Origin of the sequence: Allobosea lupini, assembly GCF_900109525.1 — a bacterium.
Classification (GTDB): Bacteria; Pseudomonadota; Alphaproteobacteria; order Rhizobiales; family Beijerinckiaceae; genus Allobosea; species Allobosea lupini.
This window is the reverse complement of sequence record NZ_FOAN01000005.1, coordinates 227,862-241,602: the sequence shown is the minus strand read 5'-3', so window position 1 is coordinate 241,602 and position 13,741 is coordinate 227,862. Positions and strand designations below refer to the sequence as shown.

Below are 13,741 nucleotides of genomic sequence, written 5' to 3'. Positions count from 1 at the left end.
CAAGGCTCAGGAACGGATCCCGGATCGGCGCCGCTTCGCGGCTTGTCCGGGATGACCTTGCAGGGCGTCGGATCAGAATTTCGGCGCTGTGACCGTGCGCGCCGGCTTGCGCCGCCTTTCGGGCGCGGCCGCGACGACCTCGATCTCGACCTTGAATTCCGGCAGGGTGAAGCCGGAGACGATCATCAGGGTCGAGGCCGGCGGCGGGGTGCCGACATGGGCGTCGCGCGACTCCATATAGCCTCTCATATGGGCCCGCTCGGTGACGTAGGCGTTGATGCGGACGATGTCCTTCAGCGTCATCCCGGCCTCGCCCAGGATCGCGGCGATGTTGGCAAAGCAGAGATCCGCCTGCTCCCTGGCTCCTTCGGGGATCGTGCCGTCAGCGGCGATGCCGAGCTGGCCGGAGCAGAGGGCGAGCCGGTGGCCGGGAGACAGTTCGACGCCGTGGCTGTAGCGGGCGAAGGGCGCGCGGATCGAAGAGGGGCTAAGCGGCTTCATCTGATGGTCCGGATGGCGGGAGCACCGTTCTGCCATGCCATAAGCGTGCTGCAAAACCATGTTGAGACTTGACCGATGCGCGCTTTGCAGCCTTGAACCGCGCTCCAGTGTCCCGATCCTGAAATTCGCCGCCACTCGATATCAAGCGCGGAGCGAATTTCAGAATCATCAGGGACACCGGCAACACTTGGGTTTCTAGTGTCGTGATTTCGAAGTTCGCTCTTGGTCGATATCAGATGTGGAGCGAACTTCGAAAACACGACACTAGCCAAATATTTCATGCCGCATTCAGGCGGCATGGGCACAATGCCGCGGACGGGCGACTGGTCGAGATGGTGGGAATGAGCTTCAGGACTTCTGTGCTGCTGCGGGCCGCGAGCCTGCTGCCTCTCGTGCTGCTGACCGCCTGCGCGGGATCGCAGCGTTTCGGTGGCTATGGTTCGGGTTCCGGCCAGGCCGTCGCGCGCGCACCGGTCTATAGCGAGCCGGTCCAGTCGGCGCCGCCGATCCAGTCGGCTCCGATCACCTCCGAGCCCTTGCCGCCACCGGGCGGCTATCCGAGTGGGCCGTCGCCGCAGGCGGGTGGTTATCCCCCTGGCGGTTCCGCGCCGGGCGCGGGCGGCATGCCGCCCCAGAACGATCCGTTCTTCGATCCGCAGACGGCGCAGCCGGGGCAACAGCCGCCGGTGCAGCAGCAGCGCCCGGTCGAGCCTGCGCCGCCGAGCAACCAGGTCGCCAACGCCAATCCAGGCGCAACGCCGGGCGGCGGCTCGACGCGCGGCGGCGCGGTTTCGAGCCGCGACGGCGTCATCGGCAACTGGACGGCACAAGAGGCGACCGGCGGCTCCTGCCGGGTGCAGCTCTCGAGCTCGCCTTCGCTCGACCTCTACCGCGCCAACGCCACGGGCTGCAGCAATCGCGACCTGCAGCAGGTCAACGCCTGGGACTACCGCGACGGCGAGGTCTATCTCTATCAACGGGGGGGAGCGGTGGTGGCGCGCCTGCGCGTCGGCAGTGGCGGTGCCATGAACGGCGCGATCACCAAATCGGGCGCCGGGCTCTCGATGAATCGATAAGCACGGCGCCCGTCGTTCCTGCGAGGCGGTGTCAGTGCCGCGAGGCGCTCCGGCTGAACAGGCCCTGCGGCCAGAACTTGCGCTGCAGCGAGAGCGACAAGGTCGCGAAGCTGCGGGCGTTGTCGAGAGCTTCGTCCAGCAGGGTGAACGGCGTCGGCGCGCCGGTGGCGATCCGGCCCTCGACATCGGCGTAGCCGCCGACCATCTCGGCCTCGAACTTGCGCGCGAGATTCCGCATCGCCGCGTTCTCCGGCAGGCAGGTCATGTAGAGCGTGCGGATATTGCGGTTCCGTGCGGCCGTGATCAGACGGCTGAACAGCTCCCCGCCGATGCCGCGCCGGCGCCAGTCGCGTTCGACGCTGAAGGCGGCTTCGCCCGTCTGGACGATAATCTCCTCCAGCCCGCGCAATTCGGCGGCGCCGCGAATCTCGCCGGCCTCGACATAGGCGTAGACGAGCCCACCGACGCCGAAGGTGGTTTCGGCGTAAGCGCGGAGAAAATCATCGTTGACCGCCGTCCCGAACCGCTCGCGCCGCGTGGCGGTGTCGAGACGAAGCAGATGGGCGGTGAAGAGGTCGCGCTCGGCAGGCCAGAGACGCCTGACCTCGCCGTGTCTGGCCTTGGCGCCAGACTTGATCGAACGGTTCAATTGCAACTCCTGTGAAAGCGCGGATGGCGCTGCCCAAAGGAGGCGTGTCTTCCCTAACTCGGATGCCAAGATGAGCTTGTGATCTGGAAATGCAAGAGGAGCAATTGCGGCAATTTACGGCTAGATGCCTGTAAGATTGGCCGGAATGGTCAAGATTGTGCGCTATCGCCACATGGTTGCGATCGAGGCGGCCAATGCCAGCGCAAGCGCGATGTTGAGGGCGCGCCATTGCCAGGCCTGCGTGAGTAGCCGCGCCAGAAGCAGTCCGGCGACGCACCAGAGCATCAGCGACAGCAGCGCGAGCACTCCGAAGACTGTGCCGAGCAGGGCGGCGAGTTCTCCCGCACCGCGGGCGAGCTCTCCGAAGGAGGCGGCGGCGCCGAGCGTCATCGCCCAGCCCTTGGGATTCTGGAGCTGGATCCAGAGCGCGCCGGCAAAGCTCGTTGGCTTGGCGATGCTCCTGTCGAGATGCGGCCGGCCGCTGCGGCCGATCCTGATTGCGAGCCAGAGCAGATAGGCCGAGCCCGCGAGCTTCATCGCGAATTCGAGCGAGGGCATAGCCAGGAGCAGACCGGCGAGCCCGGCCGCAGCCGCGACTGCCATTCCGGCCAATCCGATAGCGACGCCGATCATGAAGGGCAGGGAGCGACGGAAGCCGAAATGGGCGCCGGAGGCGGTGGCGAGGGTCGTGGTGGCGCCTGGTGTCACCGTCGAGATAGCGGCGAAGGCGATCAGCGGCATGATCGATTCCGGCGACATGAGGCGGCTCCAAAATGGAGCCGAGGACATAGGTGTCCTGGCGGGATCATGAAAACGAATGTTGAAGGGATTCGGCATTACGACTCATAATGCCGACCATGCGCAATCTCGACCTCGAGCTGATCCGGGCTTTCGTCGCCGTGGCCGACCATGGCAGCATGACCGTGGCTGGCAATGTGCTGCATCTGACGCAGAGCGCCGTCAGCCAGCAGATCATGCGGCTTGAGCGGCGGCTCGGGCAGGCCCTGTTCCTGCGCGAGCGGCGCGGATTGAAGCTGACGGCCTCGGGCGATCGCCTGCTCGCCAAGGCGCGCCGGCTGATCGGTCTCAATGACGAGATCTGGGCTGAGATGACGACAAGCTGCGCCGGTACGGTGCGGCTTGGCGTGCCCTATGACCTCGTCGGCACCGCGCTCGCGCCGATCCTGAAGAAATTTGCCGAGGCGAGGCCGCTGGTCGAGATCTCGCTGGTCTGCGCGTCCTCGCCGCAATTGCTGGAGGCGCTCGGCAAGGGCGAGGTCGATCTTGCTTTGGTCGAGGAGCCGCTTTCGGCCGCCGGCGGCGAATGCCTCGGCATCGAACGGCTGGTCTGGGTCGGCGCCAGGGCCGGCACCGCTCATCTGAAACAGCCACTGCCCTTGTCGCTGGTGGCCGATAGCTGCGCCTTCCGGCCGGCCGTGACCGAAGCACTCGACGGGCAGGGCCGGGCGTGGCGCAGCGTGTTCGAGAACGGCAACATCGATGCGACCACGGCGACGGTTCGGACCGACCTTGCCGTAACCGCCTGGCTCGCCTGCACCGTGCCTTCCGATCTCGACATTCTCGGGTCGGCAGAAGGGTTGCCCGAGCTGCCGCCCTTCGCGATCACGCTGCATCTGTCGCGCTCGCAGCCCTCGGAGTCGGCGCGCGAGCTCGCCCGCCATCTGCGCGCCGGCTGGGTGCGCCCGCGCCAGGCCGCATAGCGCGCCGGCCTCGCCGAGGGTTGCGGGGCGGGCCGCCCTGCCGTAACCCGGAAGGCGACGTCTCTCCCTGCTGTCCCGCCTCCAGGCCATGTCCGCCACGCTCCCCGAACGCTATGACACCCTGGTCGCCTCGGGCGCGATCGAGCGCGATCCGGCACAGATCGCCGTCGTCAGGCGGCTGCAGGCGCTGTCCGAAACCCTCGCCAGCCGGAAGCTGGCGAAGAAGAGCAGCGCCCTCGGCTGGCTGTTCGGGCGCAAGCAGCCGGCTGCGGACGCAGTCAAGGGCCTCTACATCTGGGGCTCGGTCGGCCGCGGCAAGACCATGCTGATGGACCTGTTCTACGAGACGGTCCCGGTCGCGGCGCGCCGGCGCGTGCATTTCCACGCCTTCATGGCCGATGTGCATGAGCGCATCCACGCCTATCGCCAGGCGCTCAAGGCCGGTACGGTCAAGGAGCCGGACCCGATCGGCCCGGTCGCGGCGGAATTGGCGGAAGAAGCGAGCCTGCTCTGCTTCGACGAATTCACCGTCACCGACATCGCCGATGCGATGATCCTCGGGCGGCTGTTCACCAAGTTGTTCGCCGACGGCGTCACCGTGGTCGCGACCTCCAATGTCGAGCCCTCGCGTCTCTATGAGGGCGGCCTCAACCGCGCGCTCTTCCTGCCCTTCATCGAACTGCTCGCCAGCAAGGTCGACGTGATCAAGCTGGAGGCGCGCACCGATTTCCGGCTGGAAAAGCTCGGCGGCGCGCCGACCTATCACGTGCCCGCCGACGACAAGGCGAAGGCCGCGCTCGACAAGGCCTTCAGCCAGCTCACCGGCTTGGCGCAGGGGGCGCCAACGACGATCGCGATCAAGGGGCATGAGCTCAAGCTGCCGCAGGCGGCGGGCGGCGTGGCGCGGGCGAGCTTCAAGGATCTCTGCGCCCAGGCCTATGGCGCCTCCGACTATCTCGCGCTCGCGCAGCACTTCCACACGCTGATCCTCGACGACATCCCGATCATGGACATCGAGCGGCGCAACGAGGCCAAGCGCTTCATCATCCTGATCGACACGCTCTATGAGAGCCATGTGAAGCTCGTCGCCTCGGCGGCGGCAGAGCCGACCGGGCTCTATGTCGCGCAGAACGGCCGCGAGGCCTTCGAGTTCGACCGGACGGTGTCGCGCCTGATCGAGATGCGTTCGGAGGAATACCTCGCCTTGCCGCACGGCCGGGCCGACTCGGCGGCTAGCGGCGACGCGACCGGGCTGGTGGAGACCTGAGCGTGGCTGCGCCGCGCGAACCGAGCGAGATGCGCATTCTCTCGGTCGCCGGCGAGCATCTGCGCCGGCACGGCCTGCGTCGCTTCACCGTGGTCGCGGTGGCGGAAGAGGCGGGCATGACCCATGCCAATGTCTATCGCTACTTCCCCTCGCGCACGGCGCTGATCGATGCTGTCGTCGATGTCTGGCTGAAGGCGGCCGAGCGTTCGCTCGCCGACATCGCCGACGGGCCTGACCCTGCCGAGGACAAGCTCGAGCGCCTGATCCTGGCGCTCGCCAAGGCGAACCGCACCCTGCTGCACGAGGAGCCGCATCTGTTCGCGGCGCTGTCGCAGGCCGTGGCAAAGCGCCATGCGATCAGCCGGCGCAACAGAACGCGCGTGCGCGCCCTGTTCGAGCGCGTCATCGACGACGGCATCGCCACGGGCGCCTTCGAGCCGCGCGACCGCGACCGCGCTATCGCCTTCGTGATCGATGCCACCCACCGCTTCATCCATCCTGCCTCGCTGGAACTGGAGGCGGATGTGCCGCAGGCCTCGGTCGATGCCAGGCTCGCCACGCTGATCCGGGTGGCGCTGCGCACGCTTGCGACCGGTGTCATCTGAAAAAAATGACAGTTTTTGTAAATTGTAACTGCCCCATTGCGAGGCAGCCTGACGGGTCGTCGCGGTTGGTTAGCGCCTAACGGTTTGTTATTCCACGATATTCGCCGCCAGCTATGTCTCAACGACCAATTCGGGCTATTCCAATGTGCGTTAGTGCGCGGGGTTGAGCCCGGAAGCGGCTTGCGTCAAAGAACCGTCGGCTTTTCGGCTTCAACTGCTCTCGCATCCAACAACAAGGATTCGGCAATGGCCCGCAAGAAGATCGCCCTCATCGGCGCCGGACAGATCGGCGGCACGCTCGCGCACCTCGCGGGCCTCAAGGAGCTGGGCGACGTCGTCCTGTTCGATATCGCCGAGGGCATTCCCCAGGGCAAAGGCCTCGATATCGCCGAGTCTGCCCCGGTCGACGGCTTCGACGCCGGCTACAAGGGCACGCAGTCCTATGAAGATATCAAGGGCGCCGACGTGATCATCGTCACCGCCGGCGTGCCGCGCAAGCCCGGCATGAGCCGCGACGACCTGATCGGCATCAACCTCAAGGTGATGAAGTCGGTCGGCGAGGGCATCAAGCAGTATGCTCCCAAGGCCTTCGTGATCTGCATCACCAACCCGCTCGACGCGATGGTCTGGGCGCTGCAGAAGTTCTCGGGCCTGAAGCCCAACATGATCTGCGGCATGGCCGGCGTGCTCGACTCCGCCCGCTTCCGCCACTTCCTCGCCGACGAGTTCAAGGTCTCGGTCAAGGACGTCTCGGCCTTCGTGCTCGGCGGCCATGGCGACGACATGGTGCCGCTGGTCCGTTACTCCGGCGTCGCCGGCATCCCGCTGCCCGACCTCGTCAAGATGAAGTGGACGACGCAGGAGCGTCTCGACGCCATCGTCGAGCGCACCCGCAAGGGCGGCGGCGAGATCGTCAACCTGCTCAAGACCGGCTCGGCCTTCTACGCCCCGGCCGCCTCGGCGATCGCCATGGCCGAGAGCTATCTCAAGGACCAGAAGCGCGTTCTGCCGGCGGCCGCCGCGCTCAAGGGCCAGTACGGCGTCAAAGATATGTTTGTCGGCGTGCCGGTGGTGATCGGCGCCAAGGGTGTCGAGCGGGTCGTCAAGATCCGCCTCAACGGCGCCGAGAAGGAGATGCTGGCCAAGTCGGTCGCCTCGGTCCAGGGTCTGATCGACGCCTGCAAGAGCATCGACGCGTCATTGGCGTGAGACAGACGGATGGCGTGATGGCCGGCGGCAACGTCTTGCGCCATCACGCCGTCGCCTCTCCCTTTACCGGCACAGGACATCAGGCATGAACATCCACGAATATCAGGGCAAGGCGGTTCTCAAGGAGTACGGCGCGCCCGTCTCCGCCGGCTTCCCGGCGCTATCGGTGGCGGAGGCCGTCGAGGCGGCGAAGAAGCTGCCCGGACCGCTCTATGTGGTGAAGAGCCAGATCCATGCCGGCGGGCGCGGCAAGGGCAAGTTCAAGGAGCTGCCGGCCGATGCCAAGGGCGGCGTGCGGCTCGCCAAGTCGATCGAAGAGGTCGAGAGCCACGCCAAGGAAATGCTCGGCAACACGCTGGTGACGGCGCAGACCGGCCCGGCCGGCAAGCAGGTCAACCGCCTCTATATCGAGGACGGCTCGGACATCTCGAAGGAATTCTACCTCTCGGCGCTGGTCGATCGCGAGACCTCTCGCGTTGCCTTCGTGGTCTCGACCGAGGGCGGCATGGACATCGAGAAGGTGGCCCATGACACGCCTGAGAAGATCCTGACCTTCTCGGTCGATCCGGCGACCGGGATCATGCCGCATCACGGCCGCACCGTCGCCAAGGCTCTGGGCCTCAGCGGCGACCAGGCCAAGCAGGCGGCGAGCGTGCTCGGACAGATCTATGCCGCCTTCGTCGGCAAGGACATGGCGATGCTCGAGATCAACCCGCTGATCGTAACGACGCAGGGCCAGGTCAAGTGCCTGGACGCCAAGGTCTCGTTCGACTCCAACTCGCTCTACCGCCATCCCGAGCTGATGGAACTGCGTGACGAGACCGAAGAGGACGCCAAGGAGATCGAAGCGTCCAAGTACGACCTCGCTTATATCGCGCTCGACGGCACCATCGGCTGCATGGTCAACGGCGCGGGCCTCGCCATGGCGACGCTCGACATCATCCAGCTCTACGGCGAAAGCCCGGCGAACTTCCTCGATGTCGGCGGCGGCGCCTCGGAGGAAAAGGTCACGGCGGCCTTCAAGATCATCACCGCCGACCCGAAGGTGAAGGGCATCCTGGTCAACATCTTCGGCGGCATCATGAAGTGCGACGTCATCGCCCGCGGCGTGATCGCGGCGGTGAAGACGGTCGGGCTCGAAGTCCCGCTGGTCGTCCGTCTTGAAGGCACCAATGTCGAGGAAGGCAAGGCGATCATCCGCGATTCCGGCCTCAACGTCATCCCGGCCGATGACCTCGACGACGCCGCGCAGAAGATCGTCGCTGCGATCAAGAAGGCTTGAGGTAAACCGATGTCCATCCTGATCGACAAGAACACCAAGGTCATCTGCCAGGGCTTCACCGGCAAGAACGGCACCTTCCATTCCGAGCAGGCGATCGCCTATGGCACGCAGATGGTCGGCGGCACCTCCCCGGGTAAGGGCGGCTCGCTCCATCTCGGCCTGCCCGTCTTCGATACCGTCGCCGAGGCGCGCGACAAGACCGGCGCGACGGCTTCAGTGGTCTACGTGCCGCCGCCGGGCGCCGCCGACGCGATCTGCGAGGCGATCGACGCCGAGATCCCGCTGGTGATCTGCATCACCGAGGGCATCCCGGTGCTCGACATGGTGCGCGTGAAGCGCTCGCTCTCGGGCTCCAAGACCCGCCTGATCGGGCCGAACTGCCCGGGCGTCGTCACCGCCGGCGAGAGCAAGATCGGCATCATGCCGGCCAACATCTTCAAGCCCGGCTCGGTCGGCATCGTCTCGCGCTCCGGCACGCTGACCTATGAGGCGGTGTTCCAGACCACCAACGAAGGCCTCGGTCAGACCACGGCGGTCGGCATCGGCGGCGACCCGGTCAAGGGCACCGAGTTCATCGACATGCTCGAGATGTTCCTCGCCGACGAGAAGACGACGTCGATCGTGATGATCGGCGAGATTGGCGGCTCGGCCGAGGAAGAGGCGGCGCAGTTCATCAAGGACGAGGCCAAGCGCGGGCGCAAGAAGCCGATGGTCGGCTTCATCGCCGGCCGCACGGCTCCTCCCGGCCGCCGCATGGGCCATGCCGGCGCGATCATCTCCGGCGGCAAGGGCGGCGCGGAGGACAAGATCGCGGCGATGGAAGCGGCCGGTATCCGGGTCTCGCCGTCGCCGGCGCGCCTTGGAAAGACCTTGGTCGAAGTATTGAAGGGCTGAGGAACGGGTCATTCCGGGGCGCGCCGCAGGCGCGGCCCCGGAACCCATGAACACAGGTCGCGACAGTAAGGGTGCTGTCGCGGTTATGGATCCCGGGTTGGCGGCGCCGGCCCCGGGATGACGGAGAGGAAGGCAGGACGATCATGGCTCGCCAGGACATCAACGAGGCTCTCGCGCAGACGGGTTTCCTCTATGGCGGCAACGCGGCCTATATCGAGGACCTCTACGCCCGCTATCAGGCCGACCCAAAGTCGGTCGATCCGGAGTGGCAGGGCTTCTTCTCCGCGCTGAACGACGACAAGCAGGCGATCGTCGACAACGCCAAGGGCGCGTCCTGGAAGAAGCCGAACTGGCCGATCCCGGCCGGCGGCGAGCTGGTCTCGGCGCTCGACGGCAACTGGGCCGCGGTCGAGAAGGCTGTCGGCGAGAAGCTCGGCGCCAAGGCCAAGGCCGCCGGCGCGACCATCTCCGCCGCCGACGTCCAGCAGGCGACGCGCGACTCGGTCCGCGCGATCATGCTGATCCGCGCCTATCGCATGCGCGGCCACCTCCATGCCCAGCTCGATCCGCTGGGGATCGAGAGCCAGAAGGATCCGGAGGAGCTGTCGCCGGCTGCGTTCGGCTTCACCGAGGCCGATCTCGACCGCAAGATCTTCATCGACAACGTGCTCGGCCTGGAGTTCGCCACCATCCGCGAGATGACGGCGATCCTGCAGCGAACCTATTGCCAGACCATCGGCATCGAGTTCATGCACATCTCCGATCCCGAGCAGAAGGCCTGGCTGCAGGAGCGGATCGAGGGGCCGGACAAGGAGATCGCCTTCACCCGCGAGGGCAAGAAGGCGATTCTGAACAAGCTCGTCGAGGCCGAAGGCTTCGAGAAGTTCCTCGACCTCAAGTTCACCGGTACCAAGCGCTTCGGCCTCGATGGCGGCGAGTCGCTGATCCCGGCGCTGGAGCAGATCATCAAGCGCGGCGGCTCGCTCGGCGTGCGCGATATCGTCTTCGGCATGGCCCATCGCGGCCGCCTCAACGTGCTGACCCAGGTCCTGGGCAAGCCGCATCGCGCCCTGTTCCACGAATTCAAGGGCGGCTCCTTCGCCCCCGACGACGTCGAGGGCTCGGGCGACGTCAAGTACCATCTCGGCGCCTCCAGCGATCGCGAGTTCGACGGCAACAATGTCCACGTCTCGCTGACGGCCAACCCCTCGCATCTCGAGATCGTCGACCCCGTGGTGCTCGGCAAGGTCCGCGCCAAGCAGGACCAGTTCGGCGATATCGTCGAGCGCTCCAAGGTGCTGCCGCTGCTGATCCACGGCGATGCCGCCTTCGCCGGCCAGGGCGTCGTGGCCGAATGTCTCGGTCTCTCCGGGCTGAAGGGCCACCGCACCGGCGGCTCGCTGCACTTCATCATCAACAATCAGATCGGTTTCACCACCTATCCGCGCTATTCGCGCTCCTCGCCCTATCCGTCCGACGTGGCGAAGATGGTCGAGGCTCCGGTCTTCCATGTGAACGGCGACGATCCGGAAGCGGTCGTCTTCGCCGCCAAGATCGCGATCGAGTTCCGGCAGAAGTTCCACAAGCCGGTCGTGATCGACATGTTCTGCTATCGCCGCTTCGGCCATAACGAGGGCGACGAGCCGGGCTTCACCCAGCCACTGATGTACCGCAAGATCCGCGGCCACAAGTCGACGCTGGAGCTCTACAGCACCAAGCTCGAAGCCGAGGGCGTGATCCAGCCGGGCGAGCTCGACCAGATGCGCGCCGCCTGGAAGGAGAAGCTCGAGGTCGAGTTCGACGCCGGCCAGGCCTTCAAGCCGAACAAGGCCGACTGGCTCGACGGCCGCTGGGCCGGCATGAAGGCGATCCGCGCCGACGAGGACGATCCGCGCCGCGGCGCCACCGGCGTGCCGGAAGCGACGCTCAAGGAGATCACGCAGAAGATCACCGAGGTCCCGGAAGGCTTCAACGTCCACAAGACGATCCAGCGCTTCCTCGACAACCGCCGCAAGGCGGTCGAGAGCGGGCAGGGCATCGACTGGGCGACGGCGGAAGCGCTGGCCTTCGGCTCGCTGCTGCTCGACGGCAACCCGGTGCGCCTCTCCGGTCAGGATTGCGAGCGCGGCACCTTCTCGCAGCGCCATTCTGTGCTGATCGACCAGGAGACCGAAGCCCGCCACACCTCGCTGAACCATATCCGCGAGGGGCAGTCCCGCTACGAGGTCATCAACTCGATGCTCTCGGAAGAGGCTGTGCTCGGCTTCGAATACGGCTACACCCTGTCTGAGCCGAACGCGCTGACGATGTGGGAGGCGCAGTTCGGCGACTTCGCCAATGGCGCGCAGGTCGTGTTCGACCAGTTCATCTCCTCGGGTGAGCGCAAGTGGCTGCGCATGTCCGGCCTCGTCTGCCTGCTGCCGCACGGCTATGAGGGCCAGGGTCCGGAACACTCCTCGGCCCGCCTCGAGCGCTTCCTGCAGATGTGCGCCGAAGACAACATGCAGGTGGCGAACTGCTCGACCCCGGCGAGCTATTTCCACATCCTGCGCCGCCAGCTGAAGCGCGACTTCCGCAAGCCGCTGATCCTGATGACGCCGAAGTCGCTGCTGCGCCACAAGCGCTGCGTCTCGGACCTCAGCGAGCTGGCCGAGGGCTCGACCTTCCATCGCGTGCTGCACGACGATGCCGAGCGCGGCAAGTCGACCACCAAGCTGGTCAAGGATTCGAAGATCCGCCGCGTCGTGCTCTGCTCGGGCAAGGTCTATTTCGACCTGCTCGAGGAACGCGAGAAGCGCGGGATCGACGATGTCTACCTGATGCGCGTCGAGCAGCTCTATCCGTTCCCGCTGAAGTCGCTGGCCCACGAGCTGGGGCGCTTCAAGGGCGCCGACGTCGTCTGGTGCCAGGAGGAGCCGAAGAACCAGGGCGCCTGGACCTTCGTCGAGCCCTATCTGGAATGGGTGCTGGGCCATGCCGGCTCGAAGTCGAAGCGGCCGCGCTATGTCGGCCGCCCGGCCTCGGCCGCGACTGCGACCGGCCTGATGTCGAAGCACGTCGCCCAGCTCAACGCCTTCCTGGACGAGGCTTTTGCCGCTTAAACACTGCGTCATCCCGGACAAGCCGCGTCAGCGGCTCCGATCCGGGATCCATGCCTGAACCGTTCCGGAATGGATCCCGGCTCTGCGCTTCGCTCCGCCCGGGATGACATCCACGAGATCCGAATAAGAAGAGGCCTGACATGGCGACCGAAATCCGCGTTCCGACCCTCGGCGAATCCGTCTCCGAGGCCACCATCGGCAAGTGGTTCAAGAAGCCCGGCGATGCGGTGAAGGCGGACGAGCCTTTGGTCGAGCTCGAGACCGACAAGGTGACGCTGGAGGTCAACGCTCCGGCCGCAGGCGTGCTCGGCGAGATCGTCGCCAAGGAAGGCGAGACGGTCGGCGTCAGCGCGTTGCTCGGCACCATTGCGGCCGGCGACGGCAAGGCCGCTGCACCGACCAAGGACGAGAAGAAGGCGGACACTGCCGTGGCGCAGGCCGCCGGCAAGGCCGGAGCCGAGACCTCCGCCGATGCGCAGAAGAAGGCCGGCGAAGTCGCCGGCGACACGCAGATCAAGCCGGCGACCAAGGCCGCCGATTCCGGCCCGGCCGTCTCGCGCCTTGCGGCGGAGAGCGGCGTCGATCCCTCCAAGGTCGCAGCGTCCGGCAAGGATGGCCGCGTCACCAAGGGTGATATGCTCGCTGCGATCGCGACCGGCCCGGCCGTCGTCGCTGCCGCGCCTGCCGCTCCGGTTCAGGTCCGGGCGCCGTCGGCTCCCGACGACGGCTCGCGCGAAGAGCGCGTGAAGATGACCAAGCTGCGCCAGACCATCGCGCGCCGCCTCAAGGAAGCCCAGACCAACGCCGCGATGCTGACCACCTTCAACGAGGTGGACATGACCAACGTCATGGCGCTGCGCAACCAGTACAAGGATGTGTTCGAGAAGAAGCACGGCGTGAAGCTCGGCTTCATGGGCTTCTTCGTGAAGGCCGCCGTGCAGGCGCTGAAGGAGATCCCGGCCGTCAACGCCGAGATCGACGGCACCGACATCGTCTACAAGAACTATTACCACATCGGCGTCGCCGTCGGCACCGACAAGGGCCTGGTCGTGCCGGTGGTGCGCGATGCGGACGAGCTCTCCATAGCCGGCGTCGAGAAGAAGATCGGCGAGTTCGGCAAGAAGGCCCGTGACGGCGCCCTCAAGATCGAGGAGATGCAGGGCGGCACCTTCACGATCTCGAATGGCGGCGTCTACGGCTCGCTGATGTCGACGCCGATCCTGAACGCGCCGCAGTCGGCGATCCTGGGCATGCACAAGATCCAGGAGCGCCCGATGGTGGTCGGCGGCAAGATCGAGATCCGCCCGATGATGTATCTCGCGGTCAGCTACGACCACCGCATCATCGACGGCAAGGAAGCGGTGACCTTCCTCGTCCGGATCAAGGAAGGCCTGGAAGACCCGGCGCGCCTCGTCCTCGACCTCTGAGGCGAACCC

General features: G+C 66.2%; 12 protein-coding genes. 9 read left to right on the top strand and 3 right to left on the bottom strand.

From position 1 onward, the window contains the following. Positions 1-72 precede the first annotated feature (72 nt). Positions 73-501, bottom strand: a complete 429-nt coding sequence (locus BMZ21_RS16530) for a RidA family protein (protein WP_091836532.1) — start codon at positions 499-501, stop codon at positions 73-75. 341 nt (positions 502-842) lie between these two features. On the opposite strand from BMZ21_RS16530, the gene BMZ21_RS30840 reads away from it, so the two are divergent. Then, the gene (locus tag BMZ21_RS30840; RefSeq protein ID WP_244543876.1) at positions 843-1,577 is read left to right on the top strand and encodes an AprI/Inh family metalloprotease inhibitor; all 735 of its coding nucleotides are present in this window, start codon (positions 843-845) and stop codon (positions 1,575-1,577) included. A gap of 31 nt (positions 1,578-1,608) precedes the next feature. On the opposite strand, the gene BMZ21_RS16520 is transcribed toward BMZ21_RS30840, so the two are convergent. Both BMZ21_RS16520 and BMZ21_RS16515 read right to left on the bottom strand, forming a co-directional pair. Next, entirely contained in the window at positions 1,609-2,226 is a 618-nt protein-coding gene (locus BMZ21_RS16520) for a GNAT family N-acetyltransferase (RefSeq protein ID WP_167561659.1), read from the bottom strand. 162 nt (positions 2,227-2,388) lie between these two features. After that, positions 2,389-2,985: a LysE family translocator gene (locus tag BMZ21_RS16515; protein ID WP_091836527.1), complete on the bottom strand. Its 597-nt coding sequence runs from the start codon at positions 2,983-2,985 to the stop codon at positions 2,389-2,391. Positions 2,986-3,074: 89 nt separating this feature from the next. Between BMZ21_RS16515 and BMZ21_RS16510 the strand changes: the two genes are divergently transcribed. From BMZ21_RS16510 to odhB, 8 genes are all read left to right on the top strand, one after another. Next, entirely contained in the window at positions 3,075-3,947 is an 873-nt protein-coding gene (locus BMZ21_RS16510; protein WP_167561658.1) for a LysR family transcriptional regulator, read from the top strand. A gap of 88 nt (positions 3,948-4,035) precedes the next feature. After that, positions 4,036-5,214: a cell division protein ZapE gene (gene zapE / locus BMZ21_RS16505; protein WP_091836524.1), complete on the top strand. Its 1,179-nt coding sequence runs from the start codon at positions 4,036-4,038 to the stop codon at positions 5,212-5,214. A 2-nt stretch (positions 5,215-5,216) separates the two neighbouring features. After that, complete coding sequence (locus BMZ21_RS16500) at positions 5,217-5,819, top strand: TetR/AcrR family transcriptional regulator (protein ID WP_244543875.1); 603 nt, start codon at positions 5,217-5,219, stop codon at positions 5,817-5,819. A gap of 246 nt (positions 5,820-6,065) precedes the next feature. Then, complete coding sequence (gene mdh / locus BMZ21_RS16495; RefSeq protein WP_091836521.1) at positions 6,066-7,028, top strand: malate dehydrogenase; 963 nt, start codon at positions 6,066-6,068, stop codon at positions 7,026-7,028. Between the two features lie 85 nt (positions 7,029-7,113). Further along, positions 7,114-8,310, top strand: a complete 1,197-nt coding sequence (gene sucC, locus BMZ21_RS16490; protein ID WP_091836519.1) for an ADP-forming succinate--CoA ligase subunit beta — start codon at positions 7,114-7,116, stop codon at positions 8,308-8,310. 9 nt (positions 8,311-8,319) lie between these two features. Next, positions 8,320-9,204, top strand: a complete 885-nt coding sequence (sucD, locus tag BMZ21_RS16485; RefSeq protein ID WP_091836516.1) for a succinate--CoA ligase subunit alpha — start codon at positions 8,320-8,322, stop codon at positions 9,202-9,204. 143 nt (positions 9,205-9,347) lie between these two features. Further along, on the top strand, positions 9,348-12,305 hold the full coding sequence (locus BMZ21_RS16480; RefSeq protein WP_091836513.1) for a 2-oxoglutarate dehydrogenase E1 component: 2,958 nt from the start codon (positions 9,348-9,350) through the stop codon (positions 12,303-12,305). Between the two features lie 140 nt (positions 12,306-12,445). Further along, positions 12,446-13,732, top strand: a complete 1,287-nt coding sequence (gene odhB / locus BMZ21_RS16475; protein ID WP_091836511.1) for a 2-oxoglutarate dehydrogenase complex dihydrolipoyllysine-residue succinyltransferase — start codon at positions 12,446-12,448, stop codon at positions 13,730-13,732. Positions 13,733-13,741 lie beyond the last annotated feature (9 nt).